The organism is Ramlibacter sp. P4_H7 (genome assembly GCF_056400765.1).
This window is the reverse complement of the sequence record NZ_JBFUKP010000013.1, coordinates 32,429-57,247: the sequence shown is the minus strand read 5'-3', so window position 1 is coordinate 57,247 and position 24,819 is coordinate 32,429. Positions and strand designations below refer to the sequence as shown.

General features: G+C 68.2%; 20 protein-coding genes. 12 read left to right on the top strand and 8 right to left on the bottom strand.

The annotated features are described in order from the left end of the window. Positions 1–87: 87 nt before the first annotated feature. From AC1DSA_RS17615 to AC1DSA_RS17605, 3 genes are read right to left on the bottom strand one after another with little or no spacing between them, the layout of a single operon-like run. The gene (locus tag AC1DSA_RS17615) at positions 88–1,164 is read right to left on the bottom strand and encodes a hypothetical protein (RefSeq protein ID WP_477891504.1); all 1,077 of its coding nucleotides are present in this window, start codon (positions 1,162–1,164) and stop codon (positions 88–90) included. Continuing rightward, positions 1,161–2,345: an LssY C-terminal domain-containing protein gene (locus AC1DSA_RS17610; protein WP_477891502.1), complete on the bottom strand. Its 1,185-nt coding sequence runs from the start codon at positions 2,343–2,345 to the stop codon at positions 1,161–1,163. The genes AC1DSA_RS17615 and AC1DSA_RS17610 overlap by 4 nt, the downstream gene beginning before the upstream one ends. Further along, entirely contained in the window at positions 2,342–3,640 is a 1,299-nt protein-coding gene (locus tag AC1DSA_RS17605) for an LssY C-terminal domain-containing protein (RefSeq protein ID WP_477891500.1), read from the bottom strand. The genes AC1DSA_RS17610 and AC1DSA_RS17605 overlap by 4 nt, the downstream gene beginning before the upstream one ends. Before the next feature lie 138 nt (positions 3,641–3,778). Between AC1DSA_RS17605 and AC1DSA_RS17600 the strand changes: the two genes are divergently transcribed. From AC1DSA_RS17600 to AC1DSA_RS17575, 6 genes are all read left to right on the top strand, one after another. Next, entirely contained in the window at positions 3,779–4,786 is a 1,008-nt protein-coding gene (locus tag AC1DSA_RS17600; protein WP_477891498.1) for an aldo/keto reductase, read from the top strand. A gap of 126 nt (positions 4,787–4,912) precedes the next feature. Beyond that, a complete protein-coding gene (locus tag AC1DSA_RS17595) occupies positions 4,913–5,956 on the top strand; it encodes an ABC transporter substrate-binding protein (RefSeq protein ID WP_477891496.1) in 1,044 nt (347 codons plus the stop codon). A gap of 19 nt (positions 5,957–5,975) precedes the next feature. Next, positions 5,976–7,724 (top strand): ABC transporter permease, encoded by a 1,749-nt coding sequence (locus tag AC1DSA_RS17590; RefSeq protein WP_477891494.1) that lies wholly within the window; start codon positions 5,976–5,978, stop codon positions 7,722–7,724. A gap of 37 nt (positions 7,725–7,761) precedes the next feature. Then, on the top strand, positions 7,762–8,832 hold the full coding sequence (locus AC1DSA_RS17585) for an ABC transporter ATP-binding protein (RefSeq protein WP_477891493.1): 1,071 nt from the start codon (positions 7,762–7,764) through the stop codon (positions 8,830–8,832). Between the two features lie 18 nt (positions 8,833–8,850). Beyond that, complete coding sequence (locus tag AC1DSA_RS17580; protein ID WP_477891491.1) at positions 8,851–10,056, top strand: CaiB/BaiF CoA transferase family protein; 1,206 nt, start codon at positions 8,851–8,853, stop codon at positions 10,054–10,056. Beyond that, complete coding sequence (locus tag AC1DSA_RS17575; RefSeq protein WP_477891489.1) at positions 10,053–10,847, top strand: enoyl-CoA hydratase; 795 nt, start codon at positions 10,053–10,055, stop codon at positions 10,845–10,847. The genes AC1DSA_RS17580 and AC1DSA_RS17575 overlap by 4 nt, the downstream gene beginning before the upstream one ends. Positions 10,848–11,005: 158 nt before the next feature. Here the strand turns inward: AC1DSA_RS17575 and AC1DSA_RS17570 are convergent, their stop codons facing one another. Next, positions 11,006–11,914 (bottom strand): DMT family transporter, encoded by a 909-nt coding sequence (locus AC1DSA_RS17570; RefSeq protein WP_477891487.1) that lies wholly within the window; start codon positions 11,912–11,914, stop codon positions 11,006–11,008. A gap of 139 nt (positions 11,915–12,053) precedes the next feature. Here AC1DSA_RS17570 and AC1DSA_RS17565 point away from each other — a divergent pair, with 139 nt between their 5' ends. From AC1DSA_RS17565 to AC1DSA_RS17555, 3 genes are all read left to right on the top strand, one after another. After that, the gene (locus AC1DSA_RS17565; RefSeq protein WP_477891485.1) at positions 12,054–12,419 is read left to right on the top strand and encodes a protocatechuate 4,5-dioxygenase subunit alpha; all 366 of its coding nucleotides are present in this window, start codon (positions 12,054–12,056) and stop codon (positions 12,417–12,419) included. Positions 12,420–12,430: 11 nt separating this feature from the next. Then, the gene (locus AC1DSA_RS17560; RefSeq protein WP_477891483.1) at positions 12,431–13,267 is read left to right on the top strand and encodes a class III extradiol dioxygenase family protein; all 837 of its coding nucleotides are present in this window, start codon (positions 12,431–12,433) and stop codon (positions 13,265–13,267) included. A 74-nt stretch (positions 13,268–13,341) separates the two neighbouring features. Next, on the top strand, positions 13,342–13,587 hold the full coding sequence (locus tag AC1DSA_RS17555; protein ID WP_477891481.1) for a hypothetical protein: 246 nt from the start codon (positions 13,342–13,344) through the stop codon (positions 13,585–13,587). A 3-nt stretch (positions 13,588–13,590) separates the two neighbouring features. Here AC1DSA_RS17555 and AC1DSA_RS17550 read toward each other — a convergent pair whose 3' ends face one another. Beyond that, positions 13,591–14,718 (bottom strand): NAD(P)/FAD-dependent oxidoreductase, encoded by a 1,128-nt coding sequence (locus AC1DSA_RS17550; protein ID WP_477891479.1) that lies wholly within the window; start codon positions 14,716–14,718, stop codon positions 13,591–13,593. 59 nt (positions 14,719–14,777) lie between these two features. Here AC1DSA_RS17550 and AC1DSA_RS17545 point away from each other — a divergent pair, with 59 nt between their 5' ends. Both AC1DSA_RS17545 and AC1DSA_RS17540 read left to right on the top strand, forming a co-directional pair. Further along, entirely contained in the window at positions 14,778–15,272 is a 495-nt protein-coding gene (locus tag AC1DSA_RS17545; RefSeq protein ID WP_477891477.1) for a DUF3299 domain-containing protein, read from the top strand. Between the two features lie 27 nt (positions 15,273–15,299). Continuing rightward, a complete protein-coding gene (locus AC1DSA_RS17540; protein WP_477891475.1) occupies positions 15,300–16,625 on the top strand; it encodes a M20/M25/M40 family metallo-hydrolase in 1,326 nt (441 codons plus the stop codon). 884 nt (positions 16,626–17,509) lie between these two features. Here AC1DSA_RS17540 and rpoD read toward each other — a convergent pair. Together rpoD and dnaG are read right to left on the bottom strand one after the other, a co-directional pair. Continuing rightward, positions 17,510–19,873 carry an RNA polymerase sigma factor RpoD gene (gene rpoD, locus AC1DSA_RS17535; protein ID WP_477891474.1) on the bottom strand — a complete coding sequence of 788 codons (2,364 nt, stop codon included), beginning with the start codon at positions 19,871–19,873 and terminating at the stop codon, positions 17,510–17,512. Between the two features lie 243 nt (positions 19,874–20,116). Further along, positions 20,117–21,970, bottom strand: coding sequence for a DNA primase (dnaG, locus tag AC1DSA_RS17530; protein WP_477891472.1), 1,854 nt, complete (start codon positions 21,968–21,970; stop codon positions 20,117–20,119). A gap of 67 nt (positions 21,971–22,037) precedes the next feature. On the opposite strand from dnaG, the gene AC1DSA_RS17525 reads away from it, so the two are divergent. After that, positions 22,038–23,684 carry an acyl-CoA synthetase gene (locus tag AC1DSA_RS17525; RefSeq protein ID WP_477891470.1) on the top strand — a complete coding sequence of 549 codons (1,647 nt, stop codon included), beginning with the start codon at positions 22,038–22,040 and terminating at the stop codon, positions 23,682–23,684. 135 nt (positions 23,685–23,819) lie between these two features. On the opposite strand, the gene AC1DSA_RS17520 is transcribed toward AC1DSA_RS17525, so the two are convergent. After that, positions 23,820–24,812, bottom strand: a complete 993-nt coding sequence (locus AC1DSA_RS17520; RefSeq protein WP_477891468.1) for a tripartite tricarboxylate transporter substrate binding protein — start codon at positions 24,810–24,812, stop codon at positions 23,820–23,822. Positions 24,813–24,819 lie beyond the last annotated feature (7 nt).

The following is a 24,819-nucleotide window of genomic DNA, read 5'->3' as shown; positions in this document are numbered from 1 at the left end:
TCGCGTGTCGCGCAGGACAAGCGAAGGTCCCCCTCGCGTGAAGGATCGCGACGGACCCCGGCGAGCCTGTGATCTGCGGGGCCGAACTCAGCGGGGCGCTGCAGCCAGGTCCTCTTCCACGAAGCGCAGCAGCGCCTCCAGCAAGGCTTCGCGCGGGTAGGCGTTCTGGGTCACGAACAGCGAGCTGATGGTGTCGTGCTTGCGGGCGATCGGCACGGCGAGCGCCCAGTGGTCGGCGTTGAGGTAGCCGACCAGCGTGCTGCCGGGGATCACCTGGTCGTAGAAGATCACCTGGCTGTCGTTGCGCGCGTCGATGCGGGCCAGCTTGTCGTAGCTGCCCGTGAGGATGGAGGAGATCCGCTCCGGCTTCGGCAAGGTCGCCAGCGAGTAGAAGTGCACGTCGCGCGGCAGCGGATGGCTGGCCATCCAGGCCCGGCGCGTGCCGGTGCGCAGGCTCGCGACGCCGCCGCCGTCGCCGGACCCGCAGGTGGCGCCCGGGAAGTGGCGCAGCATGTCGGCCTGGTACTGCTGGGCATCGTCGGCCAGCGCGGAGCCTCCGACCGCTCCAGCCGTGCTGACCACCGCGGCGATGCGCGGCCGGATTTCCGGGTAGGCGACGACGGCCTCCAGGATGTCGGGGGCGCCCTTGGAGTAGCCCACCAGCACCAGCCGCGGTGCGCCCGGTTCGGCCGGCATCGCCATGATCGCGTCCCGGATCTGGCGTGCGTTGTGCCCGGAACTCGACAGCGCATCGACCGGCATCAGGGCCATGTCGTAGCCGAACTGGCGCACGTGCTGGGTCGAGGTGCCGGGCGCCTGCAGCCACTGCTGGAAGCATTCGTAGCCGATGCCGGCCACCACGGCGGCGACCAGCCGCCGCTTCGAGGGCCCGAGGTCCACGGGCCGGCCGGTGCCGGCAGGCTCGCTGCCGATGCGGTTCAGCGCGTCGTCGCAGGGGCGGTGGTCGGGCACGTCGCGGCGCGCGTCCAGCACTGCGCAGTAGATCTCGCGGAAGCGCCCGCGCTGGTCCTGCACGCCTGCCTGCGCGGCCGACACCAGCACCAGCGGCGGCGTGTCGACCGAATAGGGCACCAGCGGCTTGGATCCGCAGGCGGCGAGGACCAGGGTCGCTGTCGCGCCCGCGAGGAGGGGAAGGATCTTCATTGTGGTTTCTCCGTGCGTGCGGCCGGCTCCGGCAGGCCGAGGTAGGGCGCCCAGTCCAGGAACTCCACGTCCGCGAGGCTCAGGGGCCGGGTGGCCAGGAACAGCACCGCGCGCAGGCCGTCGGTGAGGTAGGGCGTGGCGCCCGCAGGGGGCTTCGCCGCACCGGTGGCGAAACCGAGCCGGGCCAGGCCGCCGGAATACATCATGTCCTGCACCAGCAGGTTCCTCGCCTCGTCCATGTCCTCGTGCAGCACGGTGTCGCTGGCGTCCCGCGGCGGGAAGCGGCCGCCCACGGGCCGGGACACCTGCACCAGGTAGACGGCCCGGCCTTCGAAGCGCAGGGGCGCAAGCCACAGGCGCAGCCGGGTGGCCGGCGCGCCGGCCTGCGCCTGCTTGCGCAGCACGACGTCCGGCCCGCGGCCGAAGACCTGCTGCACCGCATCGCCGGGGCGCGCGTCGCGCCGGTAGCCGCGGCGCACCAGGGCCGCGCCGATGTCGGCCAGCTCGCCGACGAACACGGCGTTGAGCGGCGCCACTTCGGCGGCCACCGCGCAGCAGGGCGACCGCTCCAGGGCGGCACGCAAGGCCGCCGGATTCGTGATGTCGCCGGCCTGCGGTGCGATGGGCGGCGGCGGGTCGGAGGGCGCGTCGACGGCGTCGTCCGGCACGCGCAGGAACAGCGTGAACGGGACCAGCCGCTCCTTCTGGAACAGGTCGATGTTGAGAAGCCGCGTGCGCCGTTCCGGGTTGATGAACAGCACGCCCTTGCGCGTCTCGCCCGCGGGCACGGGGCTGCTGAACCCGAGCCGGCGGAAGTGCTCGTCGATGCGCGCATTGGTCGCCGCGCCCAGCGGCCAGTGGATCGACCAGGCGACTTCCAGTGGCGAAAAGTAGTCGGGATCGGTCCCGGGGCTGAGCAGCCACAGCGGCTCCCGGGTGCCGTTGCGCACTTCGATCCAGACCGACTGCACGCCGGTGGCATTGACGTCGGCGCCGAACATGCGCCGGCTGTCCTCGGCGCTCAGCACCGCCGCGGCGACCCGCACGTCCTCGCGCGTTTCCGTGACGGCGCGCGCACGCAGCGCGCCGTCGTCGACCTCGGCGGGCGCGTGCCAGCCGGCGCATCCGGCGACACCGAGCGCCAGCAGCGCCATCGCGAGCAGGCGATGCGCCGCACTCATCGGGCGCCGCCGCCCTGGGCCTGCGGGGCGTCGTCGTTCGTGCCGCGCTCCCACGGGAAGAAATCGATCGCGGACAGGGAAGTCGGATGGCGGTCGAACACCAGCACGCTGCGCAGGCCGTCGGTGAAGTAGGGATCGGTGGTCAGGTTTTCGCGGGGGGCGCTGCTGGGAGCCGCGCCCACGCCTTTCACGTACCCGATCTTGGCGAGGTTCTGCGAATACGCCATGTCCTGGGTCAAGGCGCTGCGCGCTTCGTCCACGTCCGGATCGATCTTGTGGGTGGTGAACGTCGCGGTGTGCCACGTCAGGCGGCTGCCGATGTCGCGGCTGATCTGGCCGATCCAAACCTGCCTGCCCTGCCAGCGCATCGGGCTCAGCCAGAGCCGCAGGTGGTTGCGCTGGTGGATGTTGTCGCGCGCCTTCTGCAGGGCGAGGTCCTGGGGGCGGCCGAACAGGTAGAGATCGCTCACCGGTGCATAGCGGTAGCGCTCGCCCGACAGCGCGGAGGTCATGATCTTCAGGATCGACCCGGTCCACTTGTCTTCCGTGGGCCGCCAGCCGCGGCGGGCGAAGGCGGGGAACGCATCGTCCAGGCCGCCCACGACCACCAGGTTGAGCGGGTCGCCGTTCTTCGAGCCGTTCTCGTTGACCACGCAGCAGGGCAAGGCCTGCAGCGCGGCGCGGAAGGCGGCCTCGTCGGTGTAGTCGACCACCTGCCCGGGCGGGTAGATGTCGCGCCGGAACACCTCGCTGACGGCGTAGTCGGCGCGGAAGCCGGGCACGGTGACGAGGATCGCGAAGGTCCGCGCCCGGCCGCTGCTGACCAGGTCGAGCTGCACGAACTTGATGCCTTCGTCGAGGTTGGTCAGCACGAAGCCCGAAGTCGTGGCGCCCGGCAGCACCGGATTGCGGAAGGCGAGCTCGCGAAAGCGCCGGTCGAGGGCGGCGGGCCGCTGCTGCCGCGACGGGTCCGCAGCCATCGTTTCGGCCGCTTCGGAAGCGGGGAAGAAGTTCGGATCGAGTCCCGGCGACAGCAGGTAGTAGGGACGGTCTTCCCGGTTCTCCACGGTGATCCACACCGGCTGGATGCCCTTGCTGGCCAGAGGCACCCCGTAGAGCGCGGCGCTTTCGTCGGCCGACAGCACGGCGGTCGCGACGCGCAGTCCGCCTTCCGTGCGTGACACGGCGCGGCTGCGGTAGTCGGGGGTCGCAGCTGGCGGCGGCGGCGCCGCGCAGCCCGCCAGCGCCGCGGCAAGGGCCGCGGCGGCCAGGCCAGCAACGGGAAGCCGGTGCATGGGGCGGATCCTTTCGGGGAAAAGCGCAGCCCGACGATAGTGCCTGGCCGCTGCGGCGTCCATCGTCCATGAGGGCCGGCGGCGCGTAATGCCGGTGCTTTGCCGTAAGCTTGCCAGCCTCCCGCAAGATTCGACCCCATGCTCACCAGATCCCTCGGCCCCTTCACCGTCCCTGCCATCGGCCTCGGCTGCATGAACCTCAGCCATGCCTACGGCGTCCCTCCCCCCGCGGAGCAGGGCGAGCAGCTCCTGCGCGCGGCGCTCGACGCCGGCGTCACGCTGTTCGACACCGCTGCGCTGTACGGCTTCGGCAAGAACGAGGAATTGGTAGGCCGCGTGCTCAAGCAGCACCGCCGCGAGATCACGCTGTGCAGCAAGGGCGGCATGGCCGGCGTGGCGGGCGACGATGGCGTCATGCGCCGCGTGATCGACGGCCGGCCGGAGGCGATCCGCCGAAATTGCGAGGACAGCCTGCGCCGTTTGCAGACGGACGTGATCGACCTGTACTACCTGCACCGCTGGGACAAGAAGGTGCCCATCGAGGAGAGCGTCGGCGCCATGGCACGGCTGGTGGAGCAGGGCAAGGTGCGCACCATCGGCCTGTCGGAAGTCTCCGCCGCCACCGTGCGCAAGGCGCATGCGGTGCATCCCCTCACGGCCGTGCAGACCGAGTATTCGCTGTGGACCCGCAATCCCGAGATCGCCGTGCTCGCGGCCTGCCGCGAACTGGGCATCACCTTCGTGGCTTTCAGCCCGGTGGCCCGCGGTTTCCTGTGCGATGCCGTGCCCGACGTCGCCGTCCTCGACGCCAAGGACATCCGCAAGACCATGCCGCGCTTCGCACCGGAGAACCACGCGCGCAATTTGCAGCTGCTGCCGCCCTACAAGGCGCTCGCCCGCGAGGCGGGCTGCACCCCGGCGCAGCTGGCCCTGGCCTGGCTGCTGCAGCAGGGCGAGCACATCGTCCCGATCCCGGGCACGACCCGCGTGGCCCACCTGAAGGAGGACCTCGCTGCGGCCGACGTGAAGCTGTCCCCCGAGCTCATCGGCAGGCTCGACGCGCTGATCAACGAAAAGACGGTCGCCGGCAACCGCTACAGCGAGCAGGCCAACCGCGAAGTGGACACGGAAGTCTTCGCCGGCTGAGACAGCTCGCCGCGCCGGCTAACTTTCGGTTGCCCGGCTCATTGAGGAAACTCCTATGTGCGTTGGCATGCCACCTCTCTAGAGTGGCCTGCTCGACGCATGCGGCGGCTGCCGCGGGAGATGGCGATGAAGCAGACCGTGCTCAAGTGGATGCTGGCAGGCGCGGCGGCGTGCGCTACGGCGGCGCCTGCGCTGGCGCAGATGCAGCCCTGGGAGAAGGCGCTGTACGACGCGGCCAAAAAGGAAAAGCCGGTCACCGTCTACACCGCGCACTACAACACCGACGAGGCCGCCGCCCTGTGCGCCGCCTTCGAGAAGAAGTACGCCGACCTCAAGTGCAACTTCGTGCGCACCACCGCGCAGGTCGCCTACCAGCGGCTGCAGCAGGACATCCAGGCCAACGCGCCGGTGGCCTCGGTGTTCAGCAGCACCGACGTCAGCCACTACCCCGAGCTGAAGAAGAAGGGCCTGCTGCTGGACTACAAGCCGCACAACGCGGCCAACATGGTCGACTCGCTCAAGGGCTACAACGACAAGGACGGCCAGTACTGGGTGACCGCCGCGGCGCTGATGCTCCTGACCTACAACACCAGCGTCATCGCTGAGAAGGACGCGCCGAAGAACTGGCCCGACCTGCTCGATCCCAAGTGGAAGGGCAAGGTCTCCATCGGCCATCCGGCCTACAGCGGCTACGTGGGCACCTGGGTCGTGCTGATGCAGAAGCTCTATGGCTGGGACTACTTCACCAAGCTGGAGAAGAACCAGCCGCAGATCGGCCGCTCGGTGAACGACACCGTGACCATGCTCAACTCCAAGGAGCGGCTGGTCGCCGCGGGGCCGGAGGCGACGACGCTGCTGTCCAAGGACAAGGGCAATCCGCTGGCCGTGGTCTACCCCACCGACGGGGCGCTGCTGATGGTCTCTCCCAGCGCCATCCCCAAGAACGCGCCCTCGCCGAACGCAGGCAAGCTCTACATGGAGTTCCTGCTGTCGAAGGAAGCGGGCGAGGTGCAGGTCAAGACACACTCGCTGGCGGTGATGAAGGGCATGGCGCCCGCGCCCGGCGCCAAGCCGCTGGAGCAGATCAAGGTGGTCCGCCCGACGGAGGACGAGATCACCAAGGGCATCCCGGAGGTCAAGGAGAAGTTCCGCGACACCTTCGGCGTCTGAGCCGCGGCCCCGGGAGTGCATGGCCTACGTCAAGACCACCCTCGAACCGGCGGCGCTGGACAGCGACGGCTTCGCGCGGCGCTGGCGGCACTGGGACAAGTCCGCGCTCGTCTGGCTCGTGGCCATCGCGGTGCTGGTGTTCCTGGTGGTCAACCCGCTGCTGCGCCTCTTCATCGTCAGCTTCCAGGACGGCAACGGCGACTTCACGCTGGCCAACTACGCCGCCGCCTACGGCCGCAGCCGGCACCTGGAGGCGTTGCTCAACTCGCTGATCCTGGGCGTCTCGGCCGGCGCGCTGTGCCTGGCGTTCGGCGTGCCGATGGCCTGGGCGCTGTCGCGCACCGACATGCCGGGCAAGTCGTTGATCTGGATCGCGATCCTGGGGACCTTCATCATCCCGCCCTACCTGGGCGCGGTGGGCTGGATCCTGCTGGCGGGACCGAACGCCGGCTGGCTGAACAAGGCGGTGGTCGCGCTGACCGGCGCGTCGCACGGGCCGTTCAACATCTATTCGATGCCGGGCCTGGTGCTGGTGGTCGCCTGCTACAGCTTTCCCTACGTGTTCGTGCTGACGAAGTCGGCGCTGGACCTGGTGTCCTCGGAGATGGAGGACGCCGCCAACATCCTGGGCGCCGGCAACCTGCGCACCACGCTGCTGATCACGCTGCCGCTGGTGCTCCCGGCGATCCTGGGCGCCTTCATCCTGGTGTTCCTGGAGGCGATCGCGCTGTTCGGCTCGCCCGCGTTGCTGGCGCTGCCGGGGCGCTTCCACGTGGTCACCACGCAGCTTTGGCAGTTCTTCGAGTTCCCGCCCAAGGTGGGGCTGGCCTCGGCCTATGCGATGCCGCTGCTGGTGATCACCGTTCTGCTGTTCTGGGTGCAGCGGCGCATCACGCACCGCAAAGGCTACGTGGCGCTGACCGGCAAGGGTGGCGAGCGCAGGCCGGTGCCGCTGGGCCCGTGGAAGTGGCCGGTGCTGGGCTGGTGCCTGTTCGTCTGCACGCTGTCCTTCTTCATGCCGCTGGTGGTGATCTGCCAGGCCGCCTTCGCCAAGGCCTGGGGCCGAGGCTTCTCATGGGACAACCTCACGCTGGGCAACATCACGGCCGTGGTGTTCGACAACGCGCTCACCCGCACGGCCACGCTGCACACCTTCCTGTACGCGGGGACCGCTTCGCTGATCGCGCTGGTGCTCGCCCTGTGCATTTCCTACGTCGTGCAACGCGAGCTGGTGAACAAGCACGTGGGCAACGTGCTGAGCTTCCTGACCATGGCGCCCTTCGTGGTGCCCGGCATCGTGCTGGCGATCGGCTTCTACGCGGCGTACACGCGGCCGCCGCTGGTGCTGTACGGAACGGCCTGGATCCTGATCCTGGCCTTCACCACGCGCTTCCTGCCGATCGCCTTCGTCAACAGCAATGCCGCCATCCGCAGCATCAACCCGGAGCTGGAAGAGGCCGTGCGCACGCTGGGCGGTTCGCGGCTGACCGCGATCCGGCACGTGGTGATGCCAGTCCTCAAGCGCAGCCTGGCCGGCGCCTTCATCCTGGTGTTCATCCCCGCCACCCGGGAGCTGAGCACGGCGATCTTCCTGTACTCGATCAACACGCAGGTGCTGTCGGTGCTGCTGTTCGACAAGAGCGACGAAGGCAACTTCGAGATGCTCGCCTCCATCGGCCTGGTGCTGGTGGTGATCACGGTGGTGCTGATCCTGGCGGGCTTCCGCCTGATGGGCCGCGACTTCATGCTGAGGAGGCAGGTGGGATGAGCGCCGCGTCGAAGACGGAGACTGGGGGAGGTCATTCATGAGCCAATTGGTGCTGCGGAACCTGACGCGCGTGTTTGGTGACTTCACCGCCGTCGATGGCCTGAGCCTGTCGCTGCGCGATGGCGAACTGGTGTCGCTGCTGGGGCCGTCCGGCTGCGGCAAGACGACCACGCTGCGCATGATCGCCGGCTTCATCACGCCCTCGCAGGGGACCATCGAGCTGAACGGCCGCGTCATCTCGTCGCCGCAGTCCAGCCTGCCGCCGGAAAAGCGCGGCATGTCCATGATCTTCCAGAGCTACGCGATCTGGCCGAACATGACGGTGGAACAGAACGTCGCCTTCGGGCTGAAGCTGCAGAAGGTCAACGCGGTGGACGCGAAGAAGCGCCTGGACCAGATCCTGGATGTGGTGCAGCTCAAGGCCCTGCGCGACCGCTACCCGGCGGAACTGAGCGGCGGCCAGCAGCAGCGCGTGGCGCTGGCCCGTGCCATCGTGGTGAACCCGGCCGTTCTGCTGCTCGACGAGCCGCTGTCCAACCTGGACGCCAACCTGCGCGAGGAGATGCGCTTCGAGATCCGGCGGCTGCACGACGAGTTCAACATGACCATGGTCTACGTCACGCACGACCAGGCCGAGGCGATGGTCACCTCCGACCGCATCGCCGTGATGAACAAGGGCCGCATCGAGCAGCTCGACGCGCCGTTCGACCTGTACCGCAATCCGCGCACGCGTTTCGTCGCCGGCTTCATTGGCCGCACCAACTTCCTCACCGGCGCCCGCCGCGACGACGCGGTGGACTTCGGCGGCTTCCAGCTGCCGGCGCGCGCATTGGCCGGCGGCGCTGCCTTGCCGCAGGAGGTGCAGATCTCCATCCGGCCGCAAGGCATCCAGCTGTCGCGCGACAAGCCGGCCGAGCGCGACCAGCGCTGCTGCGTGGAGGCCAGCATCCAGCGCCGCTCCTACCTGGGCGAATCCTGGGATTACCACATCTCCGTGGCACCATCGGCGGAACCGCTGCGGGTGAGTGCCCGCCCGGGCGACGTGTTCGAGGTCGGGCAGAGAATCTATGCCGAGATCGACACGTCCCAGATCACCGTCCTCCACTGAAAGAAAGACCGAACCTCCATGCCGCTTCCCCTCGAAGGCGTCCGCGTTCTCGACCTCACCAACGTCATGGCGGGTCCCTACTGCACGATGGTGCTGGGCGACCTGGGCGCCGAAGTGATCAAGCTGGAAAGCCTGGACGGCGACAGCACCCGCAATTTCGAGCCCAAGGTCAACGACGAGTCCTACTGCTTCGCCGTGCTCAACCGCAACAAGAAGAGCATCGCGGTGGACATGAAGGCGCCCGCCGGCAAGGACATCGTTCTCAAGCTCGCCGCGCGCAGCGACATCGTGATCGAGAACTTCCGCCCCGGCGTGGTGAAGAAGCTCGGCATCGGCTACGACGACCTGAAGAAGGTGAACCCGGGGATCATCTACGCGTCGATGTCGGGGTTCGGACAGACCGGGCCTTATGGGCGCAAGGGCGGCTTCGACATCATCGCCCAGGGCATGTCCGGCATCATGATGATGACCGGCTACCCGGGCGGACGGCCGGCCAAGGTGGGCATCGCCATGAACGACATCGCCTGCGGCGTGACCACGCTGTACGGCATCCTCGGCGCCTTCATCGGCAAGCTGCGCCACGGCGAGGGCCAGTACCTGGAGACTTCGCTGCTGGAGGCGGGGATGGCCTGGAGCATCTGGGAATTCGGCGCCTGGTTCGGCGGCGGCGAGAAGCCCACCGCCACGGGCACGCGTCATCGCCGCTCCGCGCCTTACCAGGCGTTCCGTTCCCAGGACGGCTACGTCACCGTGGGCGCCAGCGGCGACAAGCTCTGGCGCGCCTTCGTCACGCAGGTGGTGGAGCAGCCGCAATGGCTGGACGATCCGCGCTTCGAGAAGAACCCGTTGCGCGTGAAGAACGCGGACGCGCTGCAGGAACTGATCGAGGCGGTGCTCGCCACCCGGCCCACCGCGCACTGGGTGGAAAAGCTGGACGCCGCCGGCGTGCCGGGCGGGCCGGTCTACACCTACGAACAGACGCTGTCGGACCCGCAGGTGCAGCACCGGCGCATGGTCCACGACATCGACCACCCCAAGATCGGCGCCATGAAGACGCTGGGGCTGCCAATCAAGTCCAATGGTGACCTCACGCAGATCCGCAAGCCCGCGCCGCTGCACGGGCAGCACACCGAAGAAGTGCTGCGCGAGATCGGCTACCCGGACAGCGAGGTGCGCAGCCTGCTCGCCGACGGCGTGGTGCGCGCCACAGGAGTTCCCGCATGAAGCTGCAGACCGACCGCATGATCGCCCACAAGGACGGGGGGATCGGCTGGATCACCTTCAACAATCCGGCGCGCCACAACGCGGTGTCGCTGCCGATGTGGCAGGGGCTGTTCGACGCGGTCACCGCGTACGCCGAGGATCCGGAGGTGCGCGTGCTGGTGCTGCAGGGCGCGGGCGGCAAGGCCTTCGTGTCGGGTGCGGACATCTCCGAATTCGAGGAGAAGCGTTCCAGCGCGGACACCATCGCGGCGTACAACAAGGTGTCGCACGCGGCCAGCGCCGCCTTGACGGAAGTGAACAAGCCGACGATCGCGATGATCCGCGGCTACTGCGTCGGTGGCGGCGTGGCGGTGGCGCTGTGCTGCGACATGCGCATCGCCGCCGAGGGTTCCACCTTCGCGGTGCCGGCGGCCAAGCTGGGGCTGGGCTACGAGTTCGACGGCGTGCGCAAGCTGGTGGACATCGTCGGTCCCTCGTTCGCCCGCGAGATCTTCTACACGGCACGCCAGTTCACGGCCCAGGAGGCCGTGACCATGGGGCTGGTGAACCGGCTGGTGCCGGCGGAGGCGCTGGAATCCTACGTGCGCGACTACGCGGGCACCATCGCCGGCAACGCACCGCTCACGGTGGGCTCGATCAAGACGCTGGTGGCGCAGGTGATGAAGGACGAGGGCGAGCGCGACATGGCGCTGTGCAAGGCCGTGGTGGACCGCTGCTTCGCCAGCGCCGACTATGTCGAGGGCCGCACCGCCTTCATGGAGAAGCGCAAGCCGAAGTTCACCGGGAAGTGATGCCAAAGACGTAGGCCGGTGGTGAGCGGACGGACGTAGGCTGGTGGTGAGCCGCAGGCGAACCCCAGCTTGCTGCGCATCGCTGTTCGCTGGGGTTCGCATGGCTCACCACCAGCCTACGAAACCCCGCGAGCCCGCGTACGCGCCAGGGAACCGCATCAATCCGGAATCGGTTCCAGCTCCGGCCGCGCGGCCCGCGCGCGCTCGCCGTGCAGCACGTACAGGCCCGCGGCCACCAGCAGCGCGATGCCGGTCCAGGCGAGGGCGTTTGGCACGTCGCCCCAGACCAGGTAGCCGAGCACCAGCGCGAACAGCAGTCCGGCATAGCGGAAGGGTGCGATCAGGCTCATCTCGCCCCCGCGCATGGCAACGGTCAGCAGGAAGTAGCCGCCGCTGAGGAACACGCTGGCAGCCGCGAGCAGCCCCAGCTGCCCGGCGCCGAACGGCCGCCACTCGGAAAAGAGGCTCATCGCGCCGGAGAGCAGCGTCACCGCCACCGCGGTGCTCAGCGTGATCAGGATGGAGGGGATGCCGCGGGCTATCGTGCGCGTCATCAGGTCGCGGCTCGCATGCAGCACCGTCCCGCCCAGGCACAGCAGGGCATAGGCATTGAAGGCCGCGCCCGTCGGCTGCACCACCAGCAGCACGCCGGTGAAGCCGGTGGCGATGGCCAGCCAGCGGCCCGCGCCGACCTGCTCCTTGAAGGCCACCACGGCGAACAGCGTGATGAACAGCGGCGTCGCCATGTTGATGGCGGTCGCGTTGGCGATCGGCAGGTGGAACAGCGACGTGAGGTAGGTCAGGGTCGCGAACGCATCGAACAGCGCGCGCACCACGACGCGCCGGTCGAGCAGGGCGCCCAGTTGCCGGATCGCGCCCAGGCGCTGCGTGATCGCTAGCAACAGCGCCGTGGCGAACAGCCCCCGCAGGAAGATCAGTTGCGCGGCCGGCAGGGACTCGCTGACGAGTTTGACCAGCGTGTCGTTGACGACGAAGCAGCCCATGCCGCCCGCCATTGCCAGGATGCCGCGGCGGTTGGCGGCGCGGAGGGGGTCCGTGGAATGCATGCGAGGCGGCATCTTAGCGGCAGGGCGCGGCGGGATCGCAGGATGTTTGACGATCGTCAAACGCACGGGCTTCCGCCCATGCGAACTTCATGCGCGCGCCTTCTTCTTCCATCCGGCGCGACACGAGGAGACGGTCGACATGCAGCAACGCACCAGCATCCCGGGGACCATCATCTTCGACGGAGAACAGGCGCAGAAAGGCTACGCCCTGAACCGCATGTGCTTTTCCTTCAACAACAAGGACAACCGCGAAACCTTCCGCAAGGACGAGGCGGCCTACATGCGGCAGTACGGCCTGGACGCGCGACAGTCCGAGGCGATCCGCAACCGCGACGTGCTGGGCCTGCTGAAGGCCGGCGGCAACGTCTACTACCTCGCGAAATTCGCGGGCATCCTGGGGCTGGACGTGCAGGACCTCGGCTCGCTGCAGACCGGCCTGAGCAAGCAGGAATTCAAGGAGCGCCTGGTGCGCCAGAACGAGCAACCCGAGCGCTTCGGCGCCTGAGCGGAATTCCCATGGCCACGATCCTCGGTGGACTCACCACCTCCCACGTGCCCGCCATCGGCGGCGCGATCGCCAAGGGCCAGCAGGGCGAACCCTACTGGAAGCCCTTCTTCGACGGCTTCCTCCCGGTCCACGACTGGCTGGCGCAAGTGAAGCCGGACGTCGCGGTGGTCTTCTACAACGACCACGGCCTGAACTTCTTCCTGGACAAGATGCCCACCTTCGCGGTGGGCGCGGCGCCCGAGTACCGCAACGCGGACGAAGGCTGGGGCATTCCCACGCTGCCGCCGTTCAAGGGGCAGGTCGACCTGTCCTGGCACATCATCGAACACCTGGTGGACCAGGATTTCGACGTGACCACCTGCCAGGAGATGCTGGTGGACCACGCGTTCACGCTGCCGCTCAAGCTGTTCTGGCCCGGCGGCGTGCCGGTGACGACGGTCCCGATCTGCATCAACACCGTGCAGTTCCCGCTGCCCAGCGCGCGCCGCTGCTATGCGCTCGGCCAGGCCGTGGGCCAGGCCATCCAGTCATGGGACAGCGACAAGCGCGTGGTGGTGATCGGCACCGGCGGCCTGTCGCACCAGCTCGATGGCGAGCGGGCGGGCTTCATCAACAAGCCCTTCGACCTGAAGTTCATGGACAGCCTGGTGAACGATCCCGAATGGGCCACCCAGTACACGATCCACGAACTGGTCGAACAGACCGGCACGCAGGGCGTCGAGCTGCTGATGTGGCTGGCCACGCGGGGCGCGGTGCCGGGTCGCGTCCGCAAGGTGCACACGAACTACCACATCCCCATCTCCAACACCGCCGCCGGGATGATGGCGCTGGAGGCGGTCGCCTGAGCTGCGCCCGCGCTTGAAGGAGGAGGGGCGGGGGCGCATACTGCACGGGTCCTTTTTCACGAGAGGAGGACCCCATGGCCCAAGCAGTGGAACCGGGCACCCCGGGCTCGCTGAGCGTCTTCGAGAAGTCCTGCACCTACTGCGGCGCGCGCTTGCGCGTGGTCGCGACGCATGTGACCGACGACCCCCACCAGGAAGAGTACGCCTGCCCCGAATGCGGCAAGGGCTACGCCGTGGCGGCGAGCAGCGAGCCCGAGGTGCAGCTGCTGAAACCGCGCAGCGACGGCAAGGGCGACCGCTACCAGGACACGTTGTTCTGACGCTCAGCGCAGCCGCGCGGGGCTGAGCATCGCCGGCGTGAGGCCGAACTCCGCGATGTGCCGCGGCAGCGGCAGTCCGCGCGCCAGGGCGGCGCAGGCCTCGCCCATCGCCGGCGAGGTCTGGATGCCGTAGCCGCCCTGCGCGGCCAGCCAGAAGAAGCCGGGCGCATCGGGATCGAAGCCGCCGACCAGGTCGCCGTCGGGCACGAAGGAGCGCAGGCCGGCCCAGGTGCGCGCTGGGCGTCGGATCTGCAGCGTCGTCATCTGCTGGATGCGGTCGATGGCCAGCGCGATGTCCAGCTCCTCCGGCTGCACGTCCTGCGGCGGCACCGGGTCGGCGTTGGCCGGCGAGCCCAGCAGCATTCCGGCGTCTTCCTTGACGTACCAGGTCTCGTCGGCGCTGACGACGCAGGGCCAGTGGCGCACGTCGTTGCCTGCGGGCGGCGCAAAGGTGAAGGCGGAGCGGCGCTTGGGTTGCAGGCCGATCGCCGTCACGCCGGCCAGCGCCGCGATGACATCGCACCAGGCGCCGGCGGCATTGACCACGATCGGCGCGCTCCAGGTGCCGGCCCGCGAACGCACCTCCCAGCCATCGGACACGCGAGCCAGGCCGGTCACTTCCGCATCGCACACCACCGAGCCGCCGGCGCGCCGCAGGCCGCGCAGGTAGCCCTGGTGGATGGCATGCACGTCCATGTCGCTGGCGTCCGGCTCCAGCACGGCGCCGACCAGCCGATCGGGGCGCAGCACCGGCACCAATGCCATGGCCTGCGCGGGTGTGAGGAGCCGGGCGTTCGGTGCCATCGCCCGCAGCACGTCCCAGTGCGCCTGCAGCTGCGCCTCCTGGCCGGGCGCGGCCACGAACAGGCAGCCGCGCGGTCCGAGCAGCGGATGTTCGGCGAAGCCCGCCGGCGGGTGGTCGAAGAAGGTGCGGCTCGCGCCGGTCAGCGCCCGCACCTGGGCCGTCCCGTAGCTTTCCAGGAAGAGGGCGGCCGAGCGGCCGGTGGAGTGGTAGCCGGGCTGTGACTCGCGTTCGAGCAGCACGGTGCGGCCGTGCGACGCCAGGAAGTAGCCGATGGAGGCCCCGGCGATGCCGCCGCCGATGATCACGAAATCGACACCCTGTGTCATGGGGTTCCCTCTAGGTAGCATGCCAACAGTCCGGGGCGGCCCCCCGCTAAAATTGCCGGATGCGCCCGTTCCTTCCCGCGGATCTCCGGCCCCTCGTGGCCGGGCTCGCGCTGGCCCTGTTGGCCCCGGCGTCCATCGCCCAGGTGCCGCAGGCCCCGCACGATCCGCTGACCAGCATGTTGCCCGACGCGAAAGGCGCGCTGGCCTGGTCGCTGCTGGGCAAGACCGGGATCCGCAAGGTCGACGGCAAGCTGGGCCCTGATTTTCCCCCGGCACTCAAGCCCCTGAACGGCAGGACGGTGAAGGTGCAGGGCTACGTCCTGCCGCTGGAGGCCGGCCAGACCCACAAGCGCTTCCTGCTGTCGGCCTGGTCGCCCAGCTGCCCGTTCTGCCTGACCGCGGGACCGGAAGCCATGGTGGAAGTGAAGGCCCGGAGCGCCGTCGCCTACGCGCTGGAGCCCGTGGTGGTGCAAGGCCGCCTGGAGCTCCTGGACAACGATCCCTCCGGCCTGTTCTACCGCCTGGTGGATGCCGAACCCGCCACCCTGAACTGATTTCCTTTCCTCCCTGAAGACAACGACATGAAGAGACGACAGCTCGTCGCCGCGCTCGCGGTTGCGTTCCTCACCGGCACCGCCACCCCCCTGTGGGCGCAGGACCCGCCGCCGATCAATGCGGCGACCGAAGCGGCGTTCGGCCGGCTGGTCGCGGCTCCGGCGGTGAAGCAGGCGCTCGACCTCATCAAGGCCGACGACGAACGCACGCTGAAGGAGCAGATCGAACTGACCGAAATTGCCTCGCCGCCCTTCAAGGAAGCCACGCGGGCGGCGGAGTACGCCAAGCGCATGAAGGCGGTCGGACTTGCCGACGTGCGCACGGACGCCGAGGGCAACGTGATCGGCGTGCGCAAGGGCGCCGGCCGCGGCCCCGTGCTGGTGGTGTCGGCGCACCTGGACACGGTGTTCCCCGAGGGCACCGACGTGAAAGTGAAGGTCAAGGACAATCGCTACGCCGCGCCGGGCATCTACGACGACGGCCGCGGCCTCGCCTCGCTGCTGTCGATCGTGCGCGCGCTCAACCAGGCCAACATCCGCACGGTCGGCGACATCGTGTTCGTGGGCACGGTGGGCGAGGAGGAACTGGGCGACCTGCGCGGCGTGAAGGCCTTCTTCCGCGACCACAAGAACGTCGACGGCTTCATCTCCTTCGACGGCATCGACATCAGCCGCATCGTCAACCAGGCGACCGGCAGCCGCCGCTGGCGCATCGTCTACACCGGGCCCGGCGGCCACAGCTTCTCCGCGTTCGGACTGCCGTCGGCCACGCACGCGCTGGGCCGCGCCATCGCCAAGATCGCCGAGGTGCGCACGCCGGAGAATCCCCGCACCACCTTTACGGTGGGCACGCTCAAGGGCGGCACTTCGGTCAACGCGATCGCGGCGGAAGCCGAGCTGGGCCTGGACATGCGGTCCAACAGCGCGGAGGAACTGAAGAAGCTGGAGGAGAAGATCCTGCAGCTGGCGCGCGAGGCGGCGGCGGAGGAGAACGCCCGCTGGAACCAGAAGGACGTGATCAAGGTGGACTTCAAGCTGGTGGGAGACCGTCCCGCCGGCGCCGGGTCGATCGACTCGCCGATGGTGCACGCGGCGCGCCGGGGCGTCGCGGCGGTCGGCGGGGAAGTGAAGTCGATCATGGCGTCCAGCACCGACTCCAACCTGCCCATCAGCCTGGGCATCCCTGCGGTGACCCTGGGCAGCGGCGGCATCGGCGGCGGCTCGCACGGGCCGGGCGAGTGGTACTCGCCGGTGAATGCGTGGCTGGGGCCGCAAAGCGAGTTGCTGACGATCGTGTCGCTGGTGGGGCTGGAGGGAGTGACGCAGCCGCTGTTGCCGAAGCGGGCGCCGTAAGGGGCGCTGAACTCTCTGCCGGCCAAGCCGCGTGCGGGCGGGCTGGGGCGCGCTGGCAGGGCGTCCGGCGCGATGTGCCGGCAAACCTGCGATGGCCGGGCGGGCGGCCCGCGCGGCTGAACTCGCTGCGCGTTTGCCTGCGCGCAGGCAAACCCTCCGCTCGAACAGCATCCGCGAGTCAGATCTCGTACGCGCGGCTCGATACGCGCTGAAGCGCTGTCGTAGCCGCGCTGGCCGCCCGCCCGTCCATCGCAGGCGCCCTGCCTTCATGCGCGCCCCAGCCCGCCCGCACGCGGCTTTGCGGGACGCGGTGCCTCGCCAGAAGCCGTAGGACCGCCTCCGCACCTGTTGCCGAACGCAGCGCATGACTGGAAGCCGCGCACCGGCGCCGCTTTTGTTCGACGCAGCGCCCTCTTAGGAACCGCCGTACCGACGCCGCGCCCTTGCCGGATGCAGCGGTGGTGCGAGCAGTCCGGCGCGCGGCCCTGTTTCGTTGCCCCAGGCGGTGTGCGGTGTGGGTCCGCATAAAGGGGTGGCGCCTGGAAGGCCGGTCCGGGCGTCGCAGCGCGGCTACGAGAGCGCTTCAGCGCGTATCGAGCCGCGCGTACGTCTCTGGCTCGCAAAACTTGCCCGAGTCTGGAGTTTGCATGCGTGCATGCAAACTCCAGACGAGTTGTTTTGCGGGCGACGCCGGGACCGGTCTTCCAGGTTTGCCGGCGCGCTTGCGCGACGGACGCCGCCCCAGCGGGCCCGCACCGCACACCGCCTGGGGCGACGTGGGCGCGGCAACAGCGGCCATGTCAGCGTGCGACGCCAAAGCGCGGCGCCGCGACGACGAAAAAGAAAAAGGGCCCCGAGGGGCCCTTTCAGCGGGGCGCGTTGATTTACAGCGTGTCGATGAACGACCGCAGCTTGTCCGACCGCGACGGATGCTTGAGCTTGCGCAGCGCCTTCGCCTCGATCTGGCGGATCCGCTCGCGGGTGACGTCGAACTGCTTGCCGACTTCTTCCAGCGTGTGGTCCGTGCTCATCTCGATGCCGAAGCGCATGCGCAGCACCTTGGCCTCGCGCGGGGTCAGCGAGTCGAGGATGTCCTTGACCACGTCGCGCAGGCCGGCCTGCATGGCGGCTTCGATCGGCGCGGTGTTGCCGGTGTCCTCGATGAAATCGCCCAGGTGGGAATCGTCGTCGTCCCCGATCGGCGTTTCCATGGAGATCGGCTCCTTGGCGATCTTCATGATCTTGCGGATCTTGTCTTCCGGGATCTCCATCTTGGCGGCCAGGATGCTGGCGTCCGGCTCGAAGCCGAACTCCTGCAAATGCTGGCGGCTGATGCGGTTCATCTTGTTGATGGTCTCGATCATGTGCACCGGGATGCGGATCGTGCGGGCCTGGTCCGCGATCGAGCGCGTGATCGCCTGCCGGATCCACCACGTCGCATAGGTCGAGAACTTGTAGCCGCGGCGATACTCGAACTTGTCGACCGCCTTCATCAGGCCGATGTTGCCTTCCTGGATCAGGTCCAGGAACTGCAGGCCGCGGTTGGTGTACTTCTTGGCGATCGAGATCACGAGACGCAGGTTGGCCTCGATCATCTCCTTCTTCGCCTCGCGCGACGAGGCCTCGCCCTCGTTCATGCGCTTGTTGATTTCCTTCAGCTCGTGCAGGGGCACCACCACGCGCGACTGCAGTTCGGTCAGCTTCTGCTGCAGTTCCTGGATCGCAGGCACGTTGCGCGCAATGATCACGCTCCACGGCTTGCCGGCGGCGGCCTGCTTCTCCACCCACTTCAGGTTCAGCAGGTTGGGCGGGAAGTCCTTGATGAAGGTTTCCTGCGGCATGCCGCACTTGTCCACGATGATCCGGCGCAGCTCGCGCTCCTTCTTGCGGACGTCGTCGACCTGGCCGCGCACCATGTCGCACAGCTTCTCGATCGTCTTGGCCGTGAAGCGGATGGTCATCAGCTCCTCGGACAGGGCGTGCTGGGCCTTGTGGTACGAGGGCGTGCCCCAGCCTTCCTTGTCGTAGATCCTGTGCACCTTCTCGAACAGGCCGGCGATGCGGTCGAAGCGTTCCAGGGCCTGCGCCTTCAGTTCTTCCAGCTTCTTGGTCAGCGCCTTGGAGCCGCCGGAGCCGTCGTCGTCGTCGTCGGCGTCGAACTCGTCGAAGTCCTCCTCCGCCACGTAGTCGTCGGCTTCGTTCGGGTTGGAGAAGCCGTCGACGATGGTGGAGATGACGATCTTGCCTTCGCGGATGTCCGCGCCCAGTCGCAGGATCTCGGCGATGGTCGCGGGCGACGCGGAGATCGCCTCCATCATGGCCATCAGGCCGCCCTCGATGCGCTTGGCGATTTCGATTTCGCCCTCGCGCGTGAGCAGCTCCACCGTGCCCATCTCGCGCATGTACATGCGCACGGGGTCGGTAGTGCGGCCAAATTCACTGTCGACCGTGGACAGCGCGGCTTCCGCTTCCTCTTCCGCTTCCTCGACGGTGGCGGCGGTCGGGCCGGTGTTCGTCAGCAGCAGCGTCTCGGCATCGGGCGTCTGCTCGTAGACGGCCACGCCCATGTCGTTAAGCATCGACACCACGACTTCCAGCGTCTCGGCATCGACAAGCTTCTCGGGCAGGTGGTCGGTGATCTCGGCGTGCGTGAGGTAGCCGCGCGTCTTGCCCAGCGTGATCAGGCTCTTCAGGCGCTGGCGACGCTTGGCCATGTCCTCTTCGGACAGGACCGCCTCGTCCAGGCCGAATTCCTTCATCAAGGCGCGTTCCTTCGCCTTGCTGATCTTCATGCGCAGCGGCTTGACCTTTTCGGCGACGGCCGCGACTTCCTCGACGACCGGCTCGCCGTCTTCGAATTCGGCTTCGACGTCGGCCAGATCGACTTCTTCGACGGCAGCAGCCTTGCCCTCGGCGGCCTTCGGCTTGCGTCCGCGCTTGGCGCCGCCGGCGGGAGCGTCGGCCTCGGTGCCGGCCTTGGGCGGGCGACCGGGTTTCTTCTTCGCCGGTTCGTCTGCGGGGGCAGCGCTCTTGGCGGTCTTCTTCGTCTCTTCCTTGGCGGAGGCCTTTTCAGGCTTGGCGGTCGACTTCGTGGGCACGGGCTTGGCTACTTTGGTTGGGGCGGGCTTCTTGTCGTTCTTGACGACCTTCAGCTGGGCCTTGGCGGCGGATGGGGATGGGGTTTGGACTGGCTTTCGGTCGGCAGGTTTCCCGGCGGTGGACGGCTTCGCGGACTTTTGAACGGGCATACGACCTCGATAGGACAGCAGGAACGAAAAAAAGCGCCACGGCAACCCGGCGCGGGGAGGGAAGGCCGACCTGGCCTTTCAGCAGCAAGATGGGTGGGCGAACATTTGGTGTGCAGTCCTTGCGGTAATTTGGCCTGTGCCCGCTTGGGGCGTGCCGCGCAGGGTGCGGGGCTGGCCGGTCCGGAGGTGCTGCTGTCGCTCTTGCCGCTAGCAAACCCTACATTATACCGGCGGCCGCGGAATTCAAGCCTTTGCGCCCGGCTTTGGGGGTTCCTGCAACGCCTGCCGCTTACGGCTGAGGTCGTAAAGCCGTTCCATGCGAGTTGGATCGGTTCCGGGCAACTTGCCGACCCGATCGATTTCCGCCGCCACGGCGTCAAGGTGGATTGCCGTTATCGACCGACGCAGCGCGTCGCCACCGATCTCTTCCACTTCATGAGCCCGGCCACTGGGCTGCATGTCGTCCAAGGCAATGAGGCGGCCCGCGAGCTCCCCGAATGGCTGACCTTCCATCGCCAGCTGGAGCACAGCCCACGGCTCGGCGCCGTGCTCGTGGAAGCGGGTGTCGACCCACGAAAACAGGTCCCCATGGGGCGCCGGAAGCTCGCACAGCACGTGGTGGTCATCGTTCGTGAGGAAGTCCCAGGCCTCGGAGTTCCTGAGCACTGCCCGGGCGATGTGTTCCGCCATCGCGATCGTCTTGGGCTTGATGGCATGTCGCGCGCCGGCGCCATATGCCCGCTGCTTGTACGCCGAATTTGTCGCCTTGCCTTCGCGGCGAGGCTTTCTTGAGGAACTCGTGGCGATGCCCCAGAGCTCCAGCAGGTCGGATTCCCCGAGACGCGCCCTGTCGGCAATGGTGCCCAGGATCTGTCGTTTCAAGGCTCCTTCTGGCAGTTGTTTCCAAAGCGGCCCGGAATTGCTGACCATCCGGGAACGGCCTTCGACCGTACCCAGGTCGCAGCCTTCGGCGGATGCCTCCAGCATGAACTCGCTCAAAGGCACTGCCTGTCGCACGAAGCGGGCGAATGCCTCCGTCCCGTGTTCGCGGATGTAGCTGTCCGGATCGTGTTCCGGCGGCAGGAACAGGAACTTCACCGTGCGCACGTCGGTGGCGTAGGGCAGGGCGCCATCGAGCGCCTTGCGCGCGGCGCGCCGGCCGGCGGCATCGCCGTCGAAGCTGAAGACCACGCTGTCGGTGAAGCGGAACAGCTTCTGCACGTGGTCGGTGGTGCAGGCCGTGCCCAGCGTGGCCACCGCGTTCGGGAATCCGAGCTGCGCCAGGCCGATCACGTCCATGTAGCCCTCGGTCACCAGCACGTAGCCCTGCTCGCGCAGCGCATTGCGTGCCTCCCACAGGCCATACAGCTCGCGGCCCTTGCTGAAGACCGGCGTCTCTGGTGAGTTCAGGTACTTGGGCGTGCCTTCGCCGAGCACGCGGCCGCCGAAGCCGATGCACTCGCCCTTGACGTTGCGGATGGGGAACATCACGCGATCGCGGAAGCGGTCGTAGCGCTTGTCGTCCTCCTCGTTGACGATCACCAGCCCGCTCTCGGCGAGCAACGGGTCGTCGTAGTCGGGGAACACGCCGGCGAGCGTGCGCCAGCCCTCGGGCGAGTAGCCCAGGCCGAACTGCTTCGCGACCTCGCCGGACACGCCGCGTCCCTTCAGGTAGGCCACGGCCCTGGGCGATCCCTTGAGGTGCTTGCGGTAGGCGGCCCCGGCCTTCTCCAGCACGTCGTTCAGCGTCTGCTGCTTTTGCCGCTGTTCCGCCGCCTTCGCGCGGTCGGCCGGGGAGACGTCGTCCTCGGGCACCTGCAGGCCGTAGCGCCCGGCCAGGTCCTTCACCGCCTCGACGAAATTCATGCCGGCGTAATCCATGAGAAAGCCGATGGCATTACCGTTCTTGCCGCAACCGAAGCAGTGATAGAACTGCTTGGACGGGCTCACGGTGAATGACGGCGTCTTCTCCCCGTGGAAGGGACACAGGCCCATGAAATTGGCGCCCCCCTTCTTCAGCTGCACATAGCGGCCGACGACTTCCACGACGTCGGCGCGCGCGAGCAGTTCCTGGATGAAGTTCTGGGGGATGGCCACGATGCTGGGTATTCTGCACCGCCCCGAAAAAGACTACCCTTCGCCCACAACCGCCAGGAGACTCGGCATGGCCAGCATTTTCGACCAGGACCTCCCGCGCAACGACGCCAACTTCACGCCCCTGTCGCCCCTGTCGTTCATCGAGCGCGCGGCGGAGGTGTACCCGGAACGCACGGCGGTGATCCACGGCGCGCTGCGGCGCAACTGGCTGCAGACCTACGAGCGCTGCCGGCGCCTGGCGAGCGCGCTGCAGCGCGCCGGCCTGGGTCATGGCGACACGGTCGCCGTGATGCTGCCCAACACGCCGCCGATGGTGGAGGCGCACTTCGGCATCCCGATGGCCGGTGCCGTGCTGAACACGCTCAACACGCGGCTGGATCCCGAGGCCATCGCCTTCATGCTGGACCACGGCGAGGCCAGGGCGGTGATCGTCGATCCCGAGTTCGCGGGCGCGATGCAGAAGGCCATCGCCATGCGCAAGGACAGCCGGCCGCTGCTGGTGGTCGACGTCGAAGACGCGTTGTTCACCGGGACCAGCGCGCGCATCGGCAGCACCACCTACGAGGATTTACTGGCCGGCGGCGACCCGGCCTTCGCCTGGGAACTGCCCGCGGACGAGTGGGACGCCATCGCGCTGAACTACACCAGCGGCACCACCGGCAACCCCAAGGGCGTGGTCTACCACCACCGCGGCGCGACGACCAACGCGGTCTCCAACATCCTCGAATGGGACATGCCCAAGCACCCCGTCTACCTGTGGACGCTGCCCATGTTCCACTGCAACGGCTGGTGCTTCCCCTGGACCATCGCGGCCCGCGCCGGCGTCAACGTCTGCCTGCGCAAGGTCGAGGCCAAGGCGATGGCCGACGCGATCCGCGAATACGGCGTCACCCACTACTGCGGCGCGCCCATCGTGCACGGCCTGCTGGTGAACGCGCCGGACGAGGTGAAGAAGGGGCTGCCGCGCGGCGTCAAGGCGATGGTGGCGGGCGCGGCGCCGCCGGCCTCGCTGATCGAGGGCATGGAGACCATGGGCTTCGACCTCACGCACGTGTACGGCCTGACCGAGGTGTACGGACCGGCCACCGCCTGCGCCACCCACGCGTCCTGGCAGAAGCTGGACATCGCCGAGCGCGCGCGCCTGAACGCGCGCCAGGGCGTGCGCTACCACCTGCAGCGCAGCGCCCGCGTGCTGGACCCGCAGACCATGCAGCCCGTGCCCTGGGACGGCGAGACCATGGGCGAGATCATGTTCCGCGGCAACATCACGATGAAGGGCTACCTGAAGAACCCGAAGGCGACGCAGGAGGCCTTTGCCGGCGGCTGGTACCACACGGGCGACCTGGCGGTGCAGTACCCCGACGGTTACATCAAGATCAAGGACCGCAGCAAGGACATCATCATCTCCGGCGGCGAGAACATCTCGTCGATCGAGGTCGAGGACGTCCTGTATCGGCACCCGGAAGTGCTGGCCGCCGCGGTGGTCGCCAAGCCGGACGCGAAGTGGGGCGAGACGCCCTGTGCCTTCGTGGAGCTGAAGCCGGGCTCGAAGGTGACGCCCGAGGAGATCGTCGCGCACTGCAAGAAGCACCTGGCGGGCTTCAAGGTGCCGCGCGCGGTGGTGTTCGGCGAGCTGCCCAAGACCTCCACGGGCAAGATCCAGAAGTTCGAGCTGCGCAAGCAGGCGGGATCGGCCGGCGCGATCGATGTATGAGTGATTCACTTCGAAATCGCCGCGCGATTTCGAAGTGGCCTGATCGGCGGGAGGAAGCCCGGCAAAGCCGGATCTTCCTCCCGGAGGGGACCGCGCTGCATGCTATTCCGCGCTGTCCACGTGCCGCTGCGCGGCTCAAGTCTTCAGCGCGAGCCCGAGCTTTTCGATGATGTCCTTCTCCTTGACGTACTGCTCGCGGATGAACTTCTCGTAGTCCGCGCCGTTCAGGTAGATCACCGACTGGTCGTACTTCTCGAAGGTGGCGAGCACCGCGGGGTCATCGAGCGTCTTCCTGAACGCATCGTGCAGCCGGCGGGTGACGGCCGGGTCCATGCCCTTGGGGCCGCCGATGCCGAAGGGCGAATCGGCCAGCGTCTCGTAGCCCAGCTCGTGCAGCGTGGGCACGTTCGGCCAGCGCTTGGTCCGCTTGGAGCCATAGGTCGCGAGCAGACGCAGCGTGCCTGCGTCGACGTGCGACGCCCAGCCCGTCGAATCGCTGTGGCTCATCACGTGTCCGCCCAGCAGCGCCTGCATGCCTTCGGCCACGCCCTTGAAGGGCACGTGCTGCAACTTGATGCCGGCCTTGAAGGCGAATTCCTCCACGGCCAGGTGCGGGGTCGTGCCGTTGCCGGGCGAGCCGAAAGTGAACCTGCCGGGATTGGCCTTGCCGTAGTCGACGAGTTCCTGCACGGTCTTCACCGGCGAATCGGCGCGCACGACCAGACCGAAGGTGTAGCCCGTGAGGCAGGCGATGTACGTGAAGTCCTTGAGCGGATCGAACTGCATCTTCTGCATGTGCGGCAGGCGGGCCACGCCGATGGTGAGCTGCGACAGGGTGTAGCCGTCGGGCTTGGCGCTCACCAGCTCGTTGGGGCCGAGCATGCCGCTGGCGCCGGGCTTGTTCTCGACGATCATCTGGCCGCCCAGCGCCTTGCCCGCACTCTCGCCCAGAGAACGCATGACGGCATCCGTGGAGCCGCCGGCCGGCCAGGGGCAGATCAGCCGGATCGGCCGGGCGGGGAAGGCCTGGCCCAGGGCCGGCAATGCGGCGAGCGCGGGCGCGGCGAGCGCGGGCGCGGCGAGGGCGGCGCGCACGAGGCGGCGGCGGACGCGGTCGGGGCTGGACATGGTCGGG